Here is a 16,260-nt window from a genome sequence, read left to right on the forward strand (position 1 = left end):
ACAACGATGGTCGGTGGACTTCTGACGCGTTCCCAGGGCGCCGTCACCGGGATTGTGCTGGCCGGGCCCCGGCTGCTCGCGCGCGGCACCGCGCCCGCGGTGGGTGCCGCGGCCGGCGCGGTGGCGGGCACCGCGCGGGCCGGTGTGCGCGGCGCCGACTTCGCGGCGCGCGCGGCACGGGTCGCCCGTGCCGCGCTGCCGGGCGGCACCCGTGACTGGCGGGCCGGATCCCGGGCGCACCTCGCACTCCGGCCGGCCGCGACGGAGAAGGTGCGCCGGGCGGGCGGCACGGAACGCGTGGCGCGACGGGTGGCGGCGGCACTGGCCGAGCACCCGGACGTGGTGCTCGCCTACTGGGACACCGGTCTCGCCCGGCTGGTGGTGACCGCGACCGAGGAAGCACTCACCGACCGGGTGGTGGACCGGGCCACCGAACTGGCCGAACAGCACGGACTGACCCGGGCGGACGGACCGGGCCCGGACGATCCGGTGGAGGAACTGGCCCACCCCGGCGACCCGGCCTCCGTGCGCGTCGCCGCCACGGCCCTCGGGGCCGACATGCTGGGCATCGCCGCCGCCGTGACCGGCGCGCGCCTGCGGTTGCCGCCCTCGCCCCGCCTGGTGACGGCCGTGGCGACGCTGCTGCGCGAGAACCCGACTTTCCGCGCCTGGCTGCGCGAACGCCTTGGCGCCCAAGGCATGGACGTGGCCATGGCCGCAGCCAACGCCGCCGTGCACGGCGCCGGCCAGAGCTACACCTCCTTGGTGCTCGACGGGGCGCTCCGCGTCTGCCAGCTGACGGAGGCGGTGACCCGGACGGCGACCTTCGAGGTCGTACACGACCGGCTGTGCGCTCCGGACCGGATCAGCCTGCCCGCCGACCCCGCCCTGCGCCCGCCGCTGCAGAGCTCCCCGGCGCAGAACTACGCCGCCCACGCCTCGACCGGCAGTGTGGCGGGCGCGGTGGCGACCCTGCTGGTCAAGCACGACGTGGCCGAGGCCGCCGAGGCGGTACTGGCCGGCTCGCCCAAGGCCGCGCGCTACGGGCCCGCCGCCTTCCACGCCGTACTGAGCGCCGCGCTGTCGCGTACCGGTGTGCTCGTGCGCGACCCCGAACGGCTGCGGCAGCTGGAGATGGCGGCCACCGTCGTCCTGCACCCCAGCGCCTTGCGGGCGCCGGACGCGGGCGCCGACCCGTGGACCGAGGACGTGCTGGACGCGGCGCGGCGCGCGGGACTGCGCGTGGTGATGGTGAAGGACCCGGCGCTGGCCGACTTCACCGGTCTCGCGGACCAGGTCGTCAGCGCCAAGCGCCCGCTCAGGGACGTCGTGGACGAACTGCGCGCCGAGGGCGGCGTGATCACCGTCGTACGGCCCCGGCCCGGCGACGACGAGACGATGACGGCCGGGCTGCTCGGCGGGGACGTGGCCGTCGCGCTGGCCGACGCGGACGCCCCGGTGGCCTGGGGTGCGGACGTGATCGCTCCGCAAGGACTCGCCGACGTGTGGCGGCTGCTGCGGGCGGTGCCGGCGGCCCGCGCGATCGGGCGCCGGTCGCAGACGCTGGCCCGGTCCGGGGCCGCGCTGTCCGGGCTGCTGGTCGCGGTCGGCGAGGCACGCGAAAAGAGCAAGAACGGTGGCAAGGGCGGCTATTCGGCGCTGCCCGGGCTGCGGCACGCGCCCGTCGACGTGAGCGCGGCGGCGGCCCTGCTTTCCGGGACGCGTGCCGCGCTCGGCGTGGCGATGGCCCGCGCCCCGCGCCCCCGGGCGCGGGTGGCGTGGCACACGCTGGACCCCACGGGCGTGCGGGAACGCCTGGCGCGGGAGAAGGAGCCGGAGCCGTCCCTCGCCGAGCAGCTGGCTGCCAGGACGCGCGCGGTGGCCGACCGGGCGGGCCGCTTCCCCGTGCTCGCCCCGGTGAAGTGGACGTGGCAGCTGGGACAGGCCGTACGGGGCGAGCTGGACGATCCGCTCACACCGGTGCTGGCGGTCGGTTCGGCCGCCGAGGCGATCCTCGGCTCCGTCATGGACGCGCTGCTGGTCGTCGGCGCGCTCGACTTGAACGCGATGGTCGGCGGCTTCCAGCGGCTGCGGGCCGAGCGGGCGCTGTCCGGGCTGCTCGCGCAGCAGAAGCAGAAGGCGCGGGTCGCCGAGGAGGAGACGCACGACCCGTCGGCCGAGCCGCTCGTCGTGGACGCCGCCAAACTGCATCCGGGCCACATCGTCGAACTCAAGGCGGACGACGTCGTGCCCGCCGACGCCCGGCTGCTGTGGGAGGACGGCCTGGAGGTCGACGAGTCCGCGCTCACCGGCGAGTCGCTGCCGGTGGACAAGTGCGTGGACCCGGTGGCGAACGCCCCCGTGGCCGAACGGCACTGCATGGTCTTCGAGGGCACGACCGTGGTGGCCGGCCGCGCCCAGGCGGTCGTCGTGGACACGGGGGAGCACACCGAGGCCGCGCGGGCGGTCTCGCTGGCCGCCCGTACGCCCTCGGCGGCCGGAGTGCAGGCCAGGCTCCAGGAGCTGACCCGCAAGGCGCTGCCGCTGACGCTGGCCGGCGGGGCTGCGGTGACCGGCCTCTCGCTGCTGCGCGGGACGCCGATCCGGCAGGCCGTCGCCGGCGGTGTGTCGGTGGCGGTGGCCGCCGTGCCCGAGGGGCTGCCGCTGGTGGCGACGGTGGCCCAGCTCGCGGCGGCCCGCCGGCTCAGCCGCCGCGGCGTCCTCGTGCGCACCCCGCGCACGCTGGAGGCACTGGGCCGCATGGACACCATCTGCTTCGACAAGACCGGCACGCTCACCGAGAACAAGCTGCGGGTGTCGCGGGTGGCGGGCGCCGACGGCACGGTCCGCAAGGCGGCCGACCCGGACGCCGCCGACGCCGTACGGGTCGCGGCGCGCGCCTGCCCCCGCCTCAACGGCGACGGCGCCCGGCCCACCCACGCCACCGACGAGGCCGTCCTGGACGCCGCCGGGGACGACCCCGGGTGGACGCAGGAGGAGGGCCTGCCCTTCGAGACCTCGCGCGGCTACGCCGCCGCCGTCGGACGGGACGGGGACGGAGCTCCGGTGCTGGTGGTCAAGGGCGCCCCGGAGACGGTGCTGCCCGCCTGCGCCGACCTGCCCTCGCACGCCTCGGAGGTGGCGCAGACGCTGGCCCGCGACGGGCTGCGCATCATCGCGGTGGCCAGCCGGCCCCTGCGCAAGGGGGAGAAGGCGGCCGACGTCCTCGAACAGGATCCGGAGAAGCTGGAGTTCACGGGGATGCTCGGGCTGGCCGACGTGGCGCGCGAGACGTCCCCGGCGCTGGTGCGCGGGCTGCGCGAGGCAGGCGTACGTCCCGTGGTGCTGACCGGCGACCATCCGCAGACCGCCCACGCCATCGCCGTCGACCTGGGCTGGCCCGAGGACGCGGTCGTGGTCACGGGTGACGAGATCGCCGCCGCGGACCGCTCGGCGCGCTCGCGGATGCTGCGCGACGCGGACGTCGTCGCCCGAGTGGCGCCCGAGCAGAAGCTCCAGGTCGTCGAGTCGCTGCGGGACGCCGGGCGGGTCGTCGGCATGGTCGGCGACGGGGCCAACGACGCCGCCGCCATCCGCGCCGCCGACATCGGCGTCGGCATCAGCGCCCGCGGCTCGGCCGCCGCCCGCAACGCCGCCGACCTGGTGGTCACGGGCGACGACCTGCTGGTCCTGGTGGAGGCGGTCCGGGAGGGCCGGGCGCTGTGGCACAGCGTCGCCGACGCCATCGCCATCCTGATCGGCGGCAACGCGGGCGAGGTCGGCTTCGGCATCCTCGGCACCGTCCTGGGCGGCTCCGCCCCGCTGTCCACCCGTCAGATGCTGCTGGTCAACCTCTTCACGGACCTGTTCCCCGCGATGGCGGTGGCGGTGACGGAGACCGGCGACCCCGAGCAGGAGGAGGACGACGCGGGGACTCCGCTCGGTACGGCGGTACTGGGCGAGCCCCTGATCCGCCAGATCCGGCACCGGGCGATGACCACGGCCCTCGGCGCTACCGCGGCCTGGCTCTTCGGCCGCTTCACGCCGGGCACGCGGCGCCGCTCGACGACGATGGCCCTGTGCGCCGTGGTCGGCACCCAGCTCGCCCAGACCCTCGCCGACCGCCGCGGCAGCCGCCTGGTGCAGGTCACGTCGCTGGGCTCCGCCGCCGCGCTGGTCGCCCTGGTCCAGACGCCGGGCGCCAGCCAGCTCTTCGGCTGCACGCCGCTGGGGCCCCTCGCCTGGGCGGGCGTGACGGCGGCCATCGTCCTGGCACTGGCGGGGCAGCGAGCGCTGCCGCGGATGGAGGAGACGGTCGTGAGGTACTGGCCGAAGGTGACGGAACGGCTGCCGGTCCTCGCGCGCTGAGCCGGCGCCGGAGCCGTTCCCCGGCGGACGCCGCCCGCTACCGGCCGAGCGGCTTCCCGGGGTATGCCGCCCGCTACCGGCCGAGCGCGCGCTGAGCCCGGCGCCGGAGCCGTTCCCCGGCGGACGCCGCCCGCTACCGGCCGAGCGGCACCCCGTGCTCGTCCGCGAAGGACCGTCGGCACAGACCGTGGCAGAAGCCGTACAGGACCCCTTGGTGCACCAGCGTGAGCGGGGAGTCGTCGAGGTCGACACTCATGCCGCAGACCGGGTCGATCAGCCGGCCTTCCGGTGGCTCGGGTGCCGGCCGGGATTCGGCGTGGTCGCGGTAGGGGCGCGAGACGAGTTCCGTGAGGTCCAGGCTGCTCATGGCCTTGCCGTGGATCCCGATACCGCCCTCGGAGATGCCGTCCACGAGGATGACGGCGTCCGGTTCGCGCCGCACCCGCTCCGGGTCACGGCCGGCGGCCCGTTCGGTCTCGGCCAGCACACCGGTGACGGTCTCCACCGTGTGGCCGCTCATCTCCTTGCGCCACGATGCCGGGACGGTGACCCGCACCAGGTAACGGGGCGGGTCGGCCGGGTCCGCGGCCGGCCGCCGGCCGAGCACCCAGGTGGCGGGTTCGTGCACGAGTACCTGGGTGAGCGTGCGCTGGGCCTCGATGATCTCGATGGCGTGGCCGTCGTCCTCGACCATGAGCGTGTCGACGAGCCGGTGCGCCAGCGCCTGCCGCTCCTCCTCGCTCAGGGTCCCCTTGGGGACGAAAACCTCGATCAGCAGCATTCCGCACCCCTCTCCTGTGGCCGGTTGATCGCTCGGACACCGCCCACTGTGCGCCGCGGAGGTGCGCGCGACCATCCGCCGGGCGGACGAGGTCTGCCCTGCTACCGGGGGAGCAGCCGGGCCGCCCTCCTGATGCCCGGGGTGCGGGGCTCCGGCCCGGCCGCGCCGGCCGCTGCCCAGGTCAGGCTTTCACGCCCGCCGCCTCCCGGGCCTGCGCCGACTCCAGCCGCCCGGCGGTGCGTTCGGCGGTGCGGCGGGCCCAGCCGCCGTTGGCGACGGCGCCGAGGACCAGGACCGCGAGGCCGCAGCCGGCCAGGATCCACCAGCCGGGGCGGGCCGCGGAGACGAAGGCGTCGCGGTATGACGACGCGCCCACGCCCGCCGCCAGCACCGCGCCGACCACCGCCACGCCGAGGGTCTGGCCCAACTGGCGGCTGGTGGAGGCGACGGCGGCGGCGACCCCGGCCTGCGCGCGGGGCATGCCGGAGACGGCGGTGTTGGTGATGGGCGCGTTGACGAAACCGAAGCCGACGCCGAACAGCACGTAGCCGAGGAAGAGGGTGACGTCGGACGTCTCGGCCTCGAAGGCGGCGAACAGCACCCCGCTCGCGGTCAGCGCGCCGCCCGCGATCAGCAGCGGCAGCCGCGGTCCCCGGCTGCCGACCAGCCGCCCGGACAGCGGGGCGCACAGGAAGGTCGGCACGGCCATCGGCAGCATCCACAGCCCGGCGTGCAGGGCGCTCAGCCCGCGCACGTTCTGCAGGTACAGCGTGGACAGGAAGAGGAAGCCGCCCAGCGCGGCGAACGCGCTGACCGCTGTGACGGTGGCCCCGCTGAACGGCACCGACCGGAAGAAGCGCAGGTCGATGAGGGGCTCGGCGCGGCGGGGTTCGTACAGCAGGAGACCGAGCAGGGCGGCCAGGGCCAGCGCGGCGAAGGGCAGTACCGTCGCGAGCCCGGTGTGCGGCGCCTCGATGATGGCGTACGTCAGCGAGCCGAACAGCACGATCACCATCAGCTGGCCCAACGGGTCCGGGCGGCGGGCCCTCGGCGCGCGGGACTCGGGGACGTGGCGCAGGGTGAGGAGGAGGGCCGCGAGGCCCACCGGCAGGTTGACCCAGAAGATCGAGCGCCAGCCGACCGACTCCACCAGTACGCCGCCCACCAGCGGGCCGGCGGCCATGGAGATGCCGACCACCGCGCCCCAGACCCCGATCGCGCGGGCGCGTTCCCGGGGGTCGGTGAAGGTGTTGGTGATGATCGACATGGCGACCGGGTTGAGCATGGAGCCGCCCACCGCCTGGATCATCCGGAACACGACCAGCGACGACAGGTCCGGCGCCAGCGAGCACAGCAGTGAGCCGAGGGTGAAGACGGCCAGGCCGGTCATGAAGACCCGCTTGCGGCCGATCCGGTCGGCCGTGGACCCGGCGAGCATCAGCAGCGCGGCCAGTACCAGCGTGTACGCGTCGATCGCCCACTGCAGCCCCGACGTGCTCGCGTGGAGATCGCGCTGCATGGAGGGCAGGGCCACGTTGAGGATCGTGTTGTCGATGCTCACGATCAGCAGGCTCATGCAGCAGACGGCGAGCACGAGCAGACGGCGGCGGTGGGTGAGCTCCGGCATGGCCGCCATCGTAGCCCGTTTCGATAGTGCGGTTAACTAATGACCGATACATGATCTTCGGTTCCACCGCTCGGCGAGCACTGCCCCGCGTACGTGACAATGGAGGAATGTCCACGCCCACCACGCCCCTCCCCAGCACCACCTCCCGGCCGTTGCGGATCGGCCCGCACACCGTCGCGCCGCCCGTCGTACTGGCGCCGATGGCGGGGATCACCAACGCGCCCTTCCGCACGCTGTGCAGGGAGTTCAGCGGGGGCAAGGGCCTGTTCGTGAGCGAGATGATCACCACCCGGGCGCTGGTCGAGCGCAATGAGAAGACCATGCAGCTGATCCACTTCGACGCGACCGAGACGCCGCGCTCGATCCAGTTGTACGGCGTCGACCCGGTGACCGTCGGCAAGGCCGTCCGCATGATCGCGGAGGAGGGCCTCGCCGATCACATCGACCTGAACTTCGGCTGCCCCGTGCCCAAGGTGACCCGCAAGGGCGGCGGCTCGGCCCTCCCGTACAAGCGGAACCTGCTGCGGGCCATCGTCCGCGAGGCCGTCACCGGCGCCGGCGACCTGCCCGTCACCATGAAGATGCGCAAGGGCATCGACGACGACCACCTCACCTGCCTCGACGCCGGCCGCATCGCCGTCGAGGAGGGCGTGAGTGCCATCGCCCTGCACGGCCGCACCACCGCCCAGCACTACGGCGGCACCGCCGACTGGGACGCCATCGCCCGCCTCAAGGAGCACGTCCCGGAGATCCCCGTGCTCGGCAACGGCGACATCTGGTCCGCCGAGGACGCGCTGCGGATGGTGCGGGAGACCGGCTGCGACGGCGTCGTGGTCGGGCGCGGGTGCCTGGGGCGGCCGTGGCTCTTCGCCGACCTGGTGGCCGCCTTCGAGGGCCGCACGGACGCCTACGTACGGCCCACGCTGCGCGAGGTCGCCGACGTGATGGTCCGGCACGCCGCCCTGCTCGGCGAGTGGATCGGCGACGAGGCGCGCGGCGTCATCGACTTCCGCAAGCACGTCGCCTGGTACCTCAAGGGCTTCGCGGTCGGCTCCGAGATGCGCAAGCGGCTGGCCGTCACCTCCTCCCTGGAGGCGCTGCGCGCCGGGCTCGACGAGCTGGACCTCGACCAGCCGTGGCCCACCGGCGCCGACGGCCCCCGCGGCCGCACCTCCGGCAACAACCGGGTGGTCCTGCCGGACGGCTGGCTGAAGGACCCGTACGACTGCGCGGGCATCGGCGAGGACGCGGAACTGGACACCTCCGGCGGCTGATCAGCCGCCGGAGGGGTGCGGGGTCGAGCCGTAGGCCGTCAGGAAGCGGTCGCGGAAGGAGCTCATCTTCCACACCGGGGCGTCCCGGGCGGGCTCGAGCCCCTCCGTCCAGTTCCAGTCGTCGATCGCGTCGAGCACCTTCGGGTCCTTGGCGACGATCGAGACGGGGACGTCCCGGCTCGTCTTGTCGCCGGTGACGCGCGTGATCGGCTCGTGGTCGCCGAGGAAGACGAGGACCGTGTCGTCGGTGCCGTAGCGCTCCAGCCACTGGGTGAGGCTGGTGACCGAGTACTCGACCGACTTGCCGTACTGCTCCTTCGAGCGGGTGGAGTCGGCGATGACGTCCGACGCCTTCACACCCGACGCCTCGATGCCGTCGTACACCGACCCGTCGCCGATCTCGTCCCAGCCGACCATCTCGGGGAGCGGCGCCCACGGCTGGTGGCTGGAGGTCAGGATGATCTCCGCCATCAGCGGCTTGTCCCGCTCCCTGCCGTGCTCCAGGCGCTGGAAGGCCTCGAGCGCGTACTGGTCCGGCATGGTGGACCAGCTGAACTTCGGCCCCTCGTAGCCGACGTCGAAGGCGTCGTAGACCTTGTCGAGGCCGTACCACTCGGCCTCCGGCCAGGTCTTCTGCACACCCGGCATGACGCCGACGGTGTCCCAGGCGCCGGTCTTCCCGAACGCCTTGGTGAGCGTGAGGTGGTCGCCGGCGGTGACGGTGCGGTAGCGCTGCTGGTTGTCGACCCACAGGCCCGACATGAACGTGGAGTGACCGAGCCAGCTGCTGCCGCCGTACGTCGACGAGGTCAGCCAGCCGCTCCGCGCCCGGAAGCCCGCCTCGGCCAGCGCCTTCGTGCCGGTGCCGAGCGTCCGGCCGACACCCGGTGCCATGACCGGGTCCTCGAGGGCGCTGCGGCCGTAGCTCTCGATGAACGCGAAGATCACGTCCTTGCCGCGCAGGTCCGGCACCAGCTGCGCGCCGGGCGTGGCGCCGAAGCGGTCGGTCCTCGCCTCCTTCGCGAAGGCCGCCTCGTCCCGCAGCGTGTCCGCCACCCGGCGCGCCTGCGCCTCCAGCGCCCCGGAGGCGCTCCTGGTGGCGACCGGCACGCCGAAGGTCTGCACGCCCAGCGCCACGCACGTCATCCACACGGTGGCCGCCAGCAGCGCGCCCCGGGCGGCCCGCTCCCGGTGCGCGGCGAGCAGCTCGCCGAGCCGGACCGCCGCGAGCGCCATGAGCACCAGCAGCAGCAGGACTCCCACGGCGGCGCCCACCGCGGCCCAGGCCGCCGCCGCCCCGCCCATCGAGTCCGCCACGTACGACTGGGCGTCGTCCAGCAGCCCCCAGTCCAGGACGACGTTGAAGCCGCGCCCCAGGTACTCGGTGAAGCCCATGTCGAGCAGGTTCAGCACGGTCAGCGCGCCGAGGACGAGCCCGAAGAGCGCCGCCAGCACCAGGCGCGGCACACGCGGCAGGCAGAGCAGCAGCACCGCTGCGATGACCGCCTCCGCGGGGATGCGGGCGAACCGGTTGGGCTCCAGCGCGGCCAGGGTGTTCGGCAGCAGCAGCGCCCCGAGTACGAGGGCGGCGGCGAGGGCGGTCGTGGTCCGGCGGACGGCGAGGGCGGCGCGGGGGTGCCGGGTACGCCAGGCACGCCGGTGGGCCAGCCGGGCCTTGAGGGACGGCAGCGCGGCGGGTTCGGGTGCGTCGGGGTCCTCGGCGGTCCGCGGTGGCCGGCGGAAAGGCGTGATGACAGGCACCCGAAGGTCCTTCCGTACGTAACCCGGTGGACGGCGGGCCCGGCGAGGGGGCCGGGCCCGCCGCACTCTCGTACGTCCGCCGCGGGCGGTGTGTTCACCACGGGTGCGATCACGTCCGCACACGTCCGCATGGTGAAATCGGGCGGCCTGTGGCAGCGTGATTCTCGCCACCTCTGATAGGGGTAGCGCTCAGATGAGCGGATCTTGGGCGATTCCACTTCCTCAAGGTGTGGCACTGAGTGCCACGGCTTGATCGTTCATCGATCGAACTCAAACGAATGGATTGGCGCTCATGTGAGCGATCGGTGGCGCTTTCGTGAGTCCCTTCGTTCAAGAAGTGAAAACACAATCCCTCGGTCGCTTGCCAAGCCTTGACTTTCGATCCGCTGGCGGACGAGTGGTTACAGGCGCATGACGCGCAAGTGGACGTACCCAGGTGCCTTTGATCTGGGTACATTCCTCGCCGTCAGGGCAGCCACCGCGTCCTCGAGGAGTCGAGACCCGTGTCGGAAAACAAAGAACCCCAGGTAGCGAACGTCACCAAGTTCGTTTACGACTTCACCGAGGGCAACAAGGACCTCAAGGACCTCCTCGGCGGCAAGGGCGCCAACCTCGCCGAGATGACCAACCTGGGTCTTCCGGTCCCTCCCGGCTTCACCATCACCACCGAGGCCTGCAAGACCTACCTCGACAGCGGCGAGGAGCCGGCGGCACTGCGTGACGAGGTGAGTGCGCACCTCGACGCCCTCGAAGCGAAGATGGGCAAGAAGCTCGGCCAGGCCGACGACCCCCTCCTCGTGTCGGTCCGCTCCGGAGCCAAGTTCTCCATGCCCGGCATGATGGACACGGTCCTCAACATCGGCCTCTCCGACAAGTCGGTGCGGGGCCTGGCCGAGCAGGCCGGGGACGACCGCTTCGCCTGGGACTCCTACCGCCGCCTGATCCAGATGTTCGGCAAGACCGTCCTCGGCGTCGACGGCGACCTCTTCGAGGAGGCGCTGGAGGCGGCGAAGACGGCCAAGAAGGTCGCGGTCGACACCGAGCTGGAGGCCGCCGACCTCAAGAAGCTGGTCACCAGGTTCAAGAAGATCGTCAAGGCGGAGGCCGGCCGGGACTTCCCGCAGGACCCGCGCGAGCAGATGGACCTCGCCATCAAGGCCGTCTTCGACTCCTGGAACGGCGAACGCGCCAAGCTCTACCGCCGCCAGGAGCGCATCCCGCACGACCTCGGCACCGCCGTCAACGTCTGCTCCATGGTCTTCGGCAACCTGGGCCCCGACTCCGGCACCGGCGTCGCCTTCACCCGCGACCCCGCCTCCGGCCACCAGGGCGTCTACGGCGACTACCTCCAGAACGCCCAGGGCGAGGACGTCGTCGCCGGCATCCGCAACACCGTCCCGCTGGCGGAGCTGGAGCGGATCGACAAGAAGTCGTACGACCAGCTGATGCAGATCATGGAGACGCTGGAGAACCACTACCTGGACCTCTGCGACATCGAGTTCACCATCGAGCGCGGCCAGCTGTGGATGCTCCAGACCCGCGTCGGCAAGCGCACGGCGGGCGCGGCCTTCCGCATCGCCACCCAGCTCGTCGACCAGGGCCTGATCGACGAGGCGGAGGCCCTCCAGCGCGTCAACGGCGCCCAGCTGGCCCAGCTGATGTTCCCGCGCTTCGACGACGACGCCAAGGTCGAGAAGGTCGGCCGGGGCATCGCGGCCTCGCCGGGCGCGGCGGTCGGCAAGGCGGTCTTCGACTCGTACACCGCGGTGAAGTGGTCCCGCTCCGGCGAGAAGGTCATCCTGGTGCGCCGCGAGACCAACCCCGACGACCTGGACGGCATGATCGCCGCCGAGGGCATCCTCACCTCGCGCGGCGGCAAGACCTCCCACGCGGCCGTCGTCGCGCGCGGCATGGGCAAGACCTGCGTCTGCGGCGCCGAGGAGCTGGAGGTCGACACCAAGCGCCGCCGGATGACCGTGCCCGGCGGGCACGTCGTCGAGGAGGGCGACGTCATCTCCATCGACGGCTCCTCCGGCAAGGTCTACCTGGGCGAGGTCCCGGTCGTGCCGTCGCCGGTCGTCGAGTACTTCGAGGGCCGCATGCACGCCGGTGCCGAGGACGCCGACGAACTGGTCGAGGCCGTGCACCGCATCATGGCCTTCGCCGACCGCAAGCGCCGGCTGCGGGTGCGCGCCAACGCCGACAACGCCGAGGACGCGCTGCGCGCCCGCCGGTTCGGCGCCCAGGGCATCGGCCTGTGCCGCACCGAGCACATGTTCCTCGGCGACCGGCGCGAGCTGGTGGAGCGGCTGATCCTCGCCGACACCCAGGACGAGCGCGAGGAGTCGCTGAAGGCGCTGCTCCCGCTCCAGAAGCGGGACTTCGTCGAGCTGTTCGAGGCGATGGACGGCCTCCCGGTCACCGTGCGCCTCCTGGACCCGCCGCTGCACGAGTTCCTGCCCGACATCACCGAGCTGTCGGTGCGCGTGGCGCTCGCCGAGTCCCGCCAGGAGCCGCACGAGAACGAGCTGCGCCTGCTCCAGGCCGTGCACCGCCTGCACGAGCAGAACCCGATGCTGGGCCTGCGCGGCGTACGCCTGGGCCTGGTCATCCCCGGCCTGTTCACCATGCAGGTGCGGGCCATCGCGGAGGCCGCGGCCGAGCGCAAGGCGGCCAAGGGCGACCCGCGCGCCGAGATCATGATCCCGCTGGTCGGCACCGTCCAGGAGCTGGAGATCGTCCGCGACGAGGCCGACCAGGTCATCGCCGAGGTCGAGGCGGCCACGGGCGCCAAGCTGAAGCTGTCCATCGGCACGATGATCGAGCTGCCGCGCGCCGCGCTGACGGCCGGTCAGATCGCGGAGGCCGCGGAGTTCTTCTCCTTCGGCACCAACGACCTGACCCAGACGGTGTGGGGCTTCAGCCGCGACGACGTGGAGGCCAGCTTCTTCACGGCCTACCTGGAGAAGGGCATCTTCGGCGTCTCCCCGTTCGAGACGATCGACAAGGACGGCGTCGGCTCCCTGGTCGCCGCCGCCGCGAAGGCGGGCCGCGCCACCCGGCCCGACCTGAAGCTCGGCGTCTGCGGCGAGCACGGGGGCGACCCGGAGTCGGTCCACTTCTTCCACGAGGCCGGACTGGACTACGTCTCCTGCTCCCCGTTCCGGATTCCGGTGGCCCGGCTGGAGGCCGGCCGGGCGGCGTCGCAGTCGAAGGGCAGCGACCACCGGTAAGCCCCTGAGAGGGGCCCAGAGCCCCGGAGCCGCCGTCTGTCACCCGACCACCCTCACGATCGGCGGCGGCTCCGGTTCACGGGAAAGGGCGGCACCCTGTGCGGGGGTGCCGCCCTTCGTGCCGTGTCGTGCCGTGTCGTGCCGGGCCTGCGTGCCGGGCCGTGCCATGTCGTGTCGTGCCGGGCCTGCGTGCCGGGGCTTTGTGACGTGTTCGATGGTGTGAATTCCTGTGCATTGAGCAGCAGGAAGCTGTCAGCGAAGTTTGAGAGCCCTGGCAGCGGACAGCGGCCCACACCGGAACGGTGGTTGGATGACCTCGACGGATCACAGGGAGACCGCCGGTACGACCGCCGCGCGCGGCGGCGAGCAGGCATCCGGAGTGCCGAGTCCCCGGGCCGCCGCCGAGGCGAAGGTGCCCGAGGCCGGGCCCCCCGTCCGCAGGGACCGGCTCGCGGCGCTCGACGGACTGCGGTTCCTGGCGGCCCTGGCCGTGGTCTTCTTCCACTTCGTCGGCCAGGCGCCCTCCACGATGCAGACCATCTGGGGCCGCCCCGTCGGGGACGTCTTCCCCGAGGCCCACGGCTACTTCGCGTTCGGCCGGCTCGGCGTCGAACTGTTCTTCCTGATCAGCGGCTTCGTCATCTGCATGAGCGCGTGGGGGCGCACCCCGCGCGACTTCTTCATCTCCCGGGTCACCCGGCTGTACCCGATGTACTGGGCGGCGATCGCGATCACGGCGTGCGTGGTCTACTTCGCCGACAACCCGTTCGGCCACCCGCACCCGCGCGTGCTGTTCGCCAATCTCACGATGCTGCAGACCCCGCTCGGCGTGGAGCACCTGGACTCCGTCTACTGGACGCTCTGGCCCGAGCTCTGCTTCTACCTCACCTTCGCGGTCGTGGTGTGGAAGGGCCTGACCTACCAGCGAGTGGTGATCTACTGCGGGCTGTGGACGGTCGCCGCGGTGCTGGCACCCGGGGCCGACATCCGGCTGCTGACACTGCTGGTCAACCCGCCGTCCGCCCCGTACTTCATCGCGGGCACGGCCTTCTACCTCATGTACCGCTACCGGCCGACACCGCTGCTCTGGGGCATCGTCGCCATGTCGTGGCTGGTGGCGCTGCACTACCTGCTGACGCCCGACGGGGGCCGCCTCAACTGGGACGTCTGGTCGCCGGGGCGTGGCTGGCTGGTCCTGGTGATCACGGTCTTCTTCCTGCTGATCGCCGCCGTCGCCCTCGGCTGGACCAGCCGGATCCGCTGGCGCGGACTGACCGTCGCGGGCACGCTGACCTTCCCGCTGTACCTGCTGCACGACGCCATCGGCGTGAACGTCCTGCACCGCTTCGGCGACCGTGCCGACCCCTGGGTCGTGGTCGTGCTCACGGTGGCCGGTCTGGTCGCGCTGTCGTACGTCGTGCAGCGGTTCGTCGAGCGCCCGGTGGCGCGGGCCATGCGGCGCCGGCTGAGCAGCGCCGCGTTCAGCCTGGAGCCGCCGGCACCCCGCCGCTGAGCGGGCGGGCCACCGGCGGTCTTGCGCGACGTCAGCCGGCGCCGTCGCTCCGGCGCCGGCGCGCGGCCAGCAGCAGTCCGCCACCGGCGAGCACGACGGCCGCGCCGCCCGCCGCGATGTACGGCGTGGTGTCGTCGCCGCCGGTCTCGGCCAGGTCGGTGCCCTGCTGCCCGGCGGCCTCTTCCGCGCCGGCGTCGCCGTTCCCGGAGTTCTCGTCCTTCCCGGAGTCCCCGGAGCCGGCCCCGTCGTCGGTGTCCTTGTCGCCGGCGGGCACGAAGTCGGCGGGCGGCTTGTCGCAGCCGACGCCGTCGTTGTCGCGGTCCAGGTGCTCGCCGTAGTGCTCGTCACCCTTCTGGATCTCGGAGTATCCGGCGTCGTACGCCTCGGTGCAGTTCTTGAAGGGGTGGGTGCCTTCGTGCGCCTGGGCGGCGGTCGGCAGGGCGGCCAGGGCCAGCGCGGCGACGGCCACGGCGGCGGGCTTGCGGAGCAGGTTCATCGAGAGTCCCGGGAATGGTGTGGATGGGCGGATATGAGGTGACGAACGTATTGAGGTGCAGTAGATGTGGTGGCGTTATGAAGGACTCGTGATGCGAACGTGACGTGACCGGGCGGTAGCTCTCCGCGCCGGAGCCCCGGGCGCGTACGGTGAGTGAGGTCCGGACCAGGGAAGGAGCCGCGGATGACCGGCTGGAACGTGGGCGACATGCCGGGCCTGGACGGGCGCGTCGCCGTCGTCACCGGCGCCGGCAGCGGCCTCGGGTACGTCGTGGCCCGGGAACTGGCGCGCAAGGGGGCGAGCGTGGTCCTCGCCTGCCGCAGCGAGCCACGGGGGAGCGAGGCCGTTCGCCGACTCGTCGGCGAGGTGCCGGACGCCGTCGTGGAACTGGCGCGGCTGGACCTCGGGGACCTGGCCTCCGTCCGGGAGTTCGCGTACGGGCTGCCGTACGACCGGGTCGATCTGCTCGTCAACAACGCCGGGGTGATGGCGCTGCCCTACGGCACGACGGCGGACGGCTTCGAGACCCAGTTCGGCGTCAACCACCTGGGCCACTTCGCGCTCACCGGGCTGCTGCTGCCCACCCTGCTCGCCACGCCGGGTGCCCGGGTCGTGACCGTCTCCAGCTTTCTGCACGCGCTCGCCAACATCGACCCCCGCGACCTCAACAACGTCCGCCGGTACGGGCGCTGGACCGCCTACGCCCGCTCGAAGTCCGCCAACCTGCTCTTCACCCACGAACTGGCACGCCGGCTCGCGGCACGGGAGGGCGCCTCGGACGTGCGTGCGGTCGCCGCCCATCCGGGATACGCGGCGACCAACCTCCATACCGCCGGACCCCGGGCCGAGGGGCGCCGGCTCGCCGAGCGGCTGATGGTGCTCGCGAACCGGGTCGTCGCCCAGCCCGCCGAGGCGGGCGCGCTGCCGGTCCTGTACGCGGCGACCGCGCCCGGCGTCCCCTCCGACTCCTTCACCGGCCCGTCCTTCGCGATGTGGCGGGGGGCGCCCGCACCGTCCTGGCGGGCGTCCTGGACCACCGACGACGCGATGGGCGAGCGGCTGTGGGCCGCCTCCGAGCGGCTCACCGGGGTCACCTACGAGGCGCTGAAGGCCTGAACGCCCCCGGCCGGCCGCCGGCGGACCGGGCCACCGGGGGGCGTCCGGATCAGCCGGCTCGGGGGAACGGCGCCTTGCGACCGTCCCCGCG

Annotated in this window: 9 protein-coding genes; 5 read left to right on the top strand and 4 right to left on the bottom strand. The window is 73.0% G+C overall.

Annotated elements, in window-relative coordinates; genetic code table 11:
• Positions 1 to 6 precede the first annotated feature (6 nt).
• Positions 7 to 4,368, top strand: a complete 4,362-nt coding sequence (locus tag ACZ4V1_RS02515) for an HAD-IC family P-type ATPase (RefSeq protein WP_468328301.1) — start codon at positions 7 to 9, stop codon at positions 4,366 to 4,368.
• 133 nt (positions 4,369 to 4,501) lie between these two features.
• Here the strand turns inward: ACZ4V1_RS02515 and ACZ4V1_RS02520 are convergent, their stop codons facing one another.
• Both ACZ4V1_RS02520 and ACZ4V1_RS02525 read right to left on the bottom strand, forming a co-directional pair.
• Entirely contained in the window at positions 4,502 to 5,149 is a 648-nt protein-coding gene (locus tag ACZ4V1_RS02520) for a hypothetical protein (protein WP_468328303.1), read from the bottom strand.
• A 181-nt stretch (positions 5,150 to 5,330) separates the two neighbouring features.
• Positions 5,331 to 6,776 (bottom strand): MFS transporter, encoded by a 1,446-nt coding sequence (locus tag ACZ4V1_RS02525; RefSeq protein ID WP_468328305.1) that lies wholly within the window; start codon positions 6,774 to 6,776, stop codon positions 5,331 to 5,333.
• Positions 6,777 to 6,883: 107 nt separating this feature from the next.
• Between ACZ4V1_RS02525 and dusB the strand changes: the two genes are divergently transcribed.
• Positions 6,884 to 8,050, top strand: coding sequence for a tRNA dihydrouridine synthase DusB (dusB, locus tag ACZ4V1_RS02530; RefSeq protein ID WP_468328307.1), 1,167 nt, complete (start codon positions 6,884 to 6,886; stop codon positions 8,048 to 8,050).
• Here the strand turns inward: dusB and ACZ4V1_RS02535 are convergent, their stop codons facing one another.
• A complete protein-coding gene (locus tag ACZ4V1_RS02535; RefSeq protein WP_468328309.1) occupies positions 8,051 to 9,811 on the bottom strand; it encodes an alkaline phosphatase family protein in 1,761 nt (586 codons plus the stop codon).
• Positions 9,812 to 10,314: 503 nt separating this feature from the next.
• On the opposite strand from ACZ4V1_RS02535, the gene ppdK reads away from it, so the two are divergent.
• Positions 10,315 to 13,044, top strand: a complete 2,730-nt coding sequence (gene ppdK, locus ACZ4V1_RS02540; protein WP_468328311.1) for a pyruvate, phosphate dikinase — start codon at positions 10,315 to 10,317, stop codon at positions 13,042 to 13,044.
• Between the two features lie 310 nt (positions 13,045 to 13,354).
• On the top strand, positions 13,355 to 14,557 hold the full coding sequence (locus tag ACZ4V1_RS02545; protein WP_468328313.1) for an acyltransferase family protein: 1,203 nt from the start codon (positions 13,355 to 13,357) through the stop codon (positions 14,555 to 14,557).
• Positions 14,558 to 14,588: 31 nt separating this feature from the next.
• On the opposite strand, the gene ACZ4V1_RS02550 is transcribed toward ACZ4V1_RS02545, so the two are convergent.
• Positions 14,589 to 15,053, bottom strand: a complete 465-nt coding sequence (locus ACZ4V1_RS02550; protein WP_468328315.1) for an excalibur calcium-binding domain-containing protein — start codon at positions 15,051 to 15,053, stop codon at positions 14,589 to 14,591.
• Positions 15,054 to 15,236: 183 nt separating this feature from the next.
• Here ACZ4V1_RS02550 and ACZ4V1_RS02555 point away from each other — a divergent pair, with 183 nt between their 5' ends.
• The gene (locus tag ACZ4V1_RS02555) at positions 15,237 to 16,169 is read left to right on the top strand and encodes an oxidoreductase (RefSeq protein ID WP_468328317.1); all 933 of its coding nucleotides are present in this window, start codon (positions 15,237 to 15,239) and stop codon (positions 16,167 to 16,169) included.
• Positions 16,170 to 16,260 lie beyond the last annotated feature (91 nt).

The organism is Streptomyces sp. NPDC028991 (assembly GCF_055564775.1).

Excerpts from the sequence above, each read along its gene's own strand:
- ACZ4V1_RS02515 (WP_468328301.1), top strand. The coding sequence starts at position 7 with ATGGTCGGTGGACTTCTGACGCGTTCCCAGGGCGCCGTCACCGGGATT.
- ACZ4V1_RS02520 (WP_468328303.1), bottom strand. The coding sequence starts at position 5,149 with ATGCTGCTGATCGAGGTTTTCGTCCCCAAGGGGACCCTGAGCGAGGAG.
- ACZ4V1_RS02525 (WP_468328305.1), bottom strand. The coding sequence starts at position 6,776 with ATGCCGGAGCTCACCCACCGCCGCCGTCTGCTCGTGCTCGCCGTCTGC.
- dusB (WP_468328307.1), top strand. The coding sequence starts at position 6,884 with ATGTCCACGCCCACCACGCCCCTCCCCAGCACCACCTCCCGGCCGTTG.
- ACZ4V1_RS02545 (WP_468328313.1), top strand. The coding sequence starts at position 13,355 with ATGACCTCGACGGATCACAGGGAGACCGCCGGTACGACCGCCGCGCGC.
- ACZ4V1_RS02550 (WP_468328315.1), bottom strand. The coding sequence starts at position 15,053 with ATGAACCTGCTCCGCAAGCCCGCCGCCGTGGCCGTCGCCGCGCTGGCC.
- ACZ4V1_RS02555 (WP_468328317.1), top strand. The coding sequence starts at position 15,237 with ATGACCGGCTGGAACGTGGGCGACATGCCGGGCCTGGACGGGCGCGTC.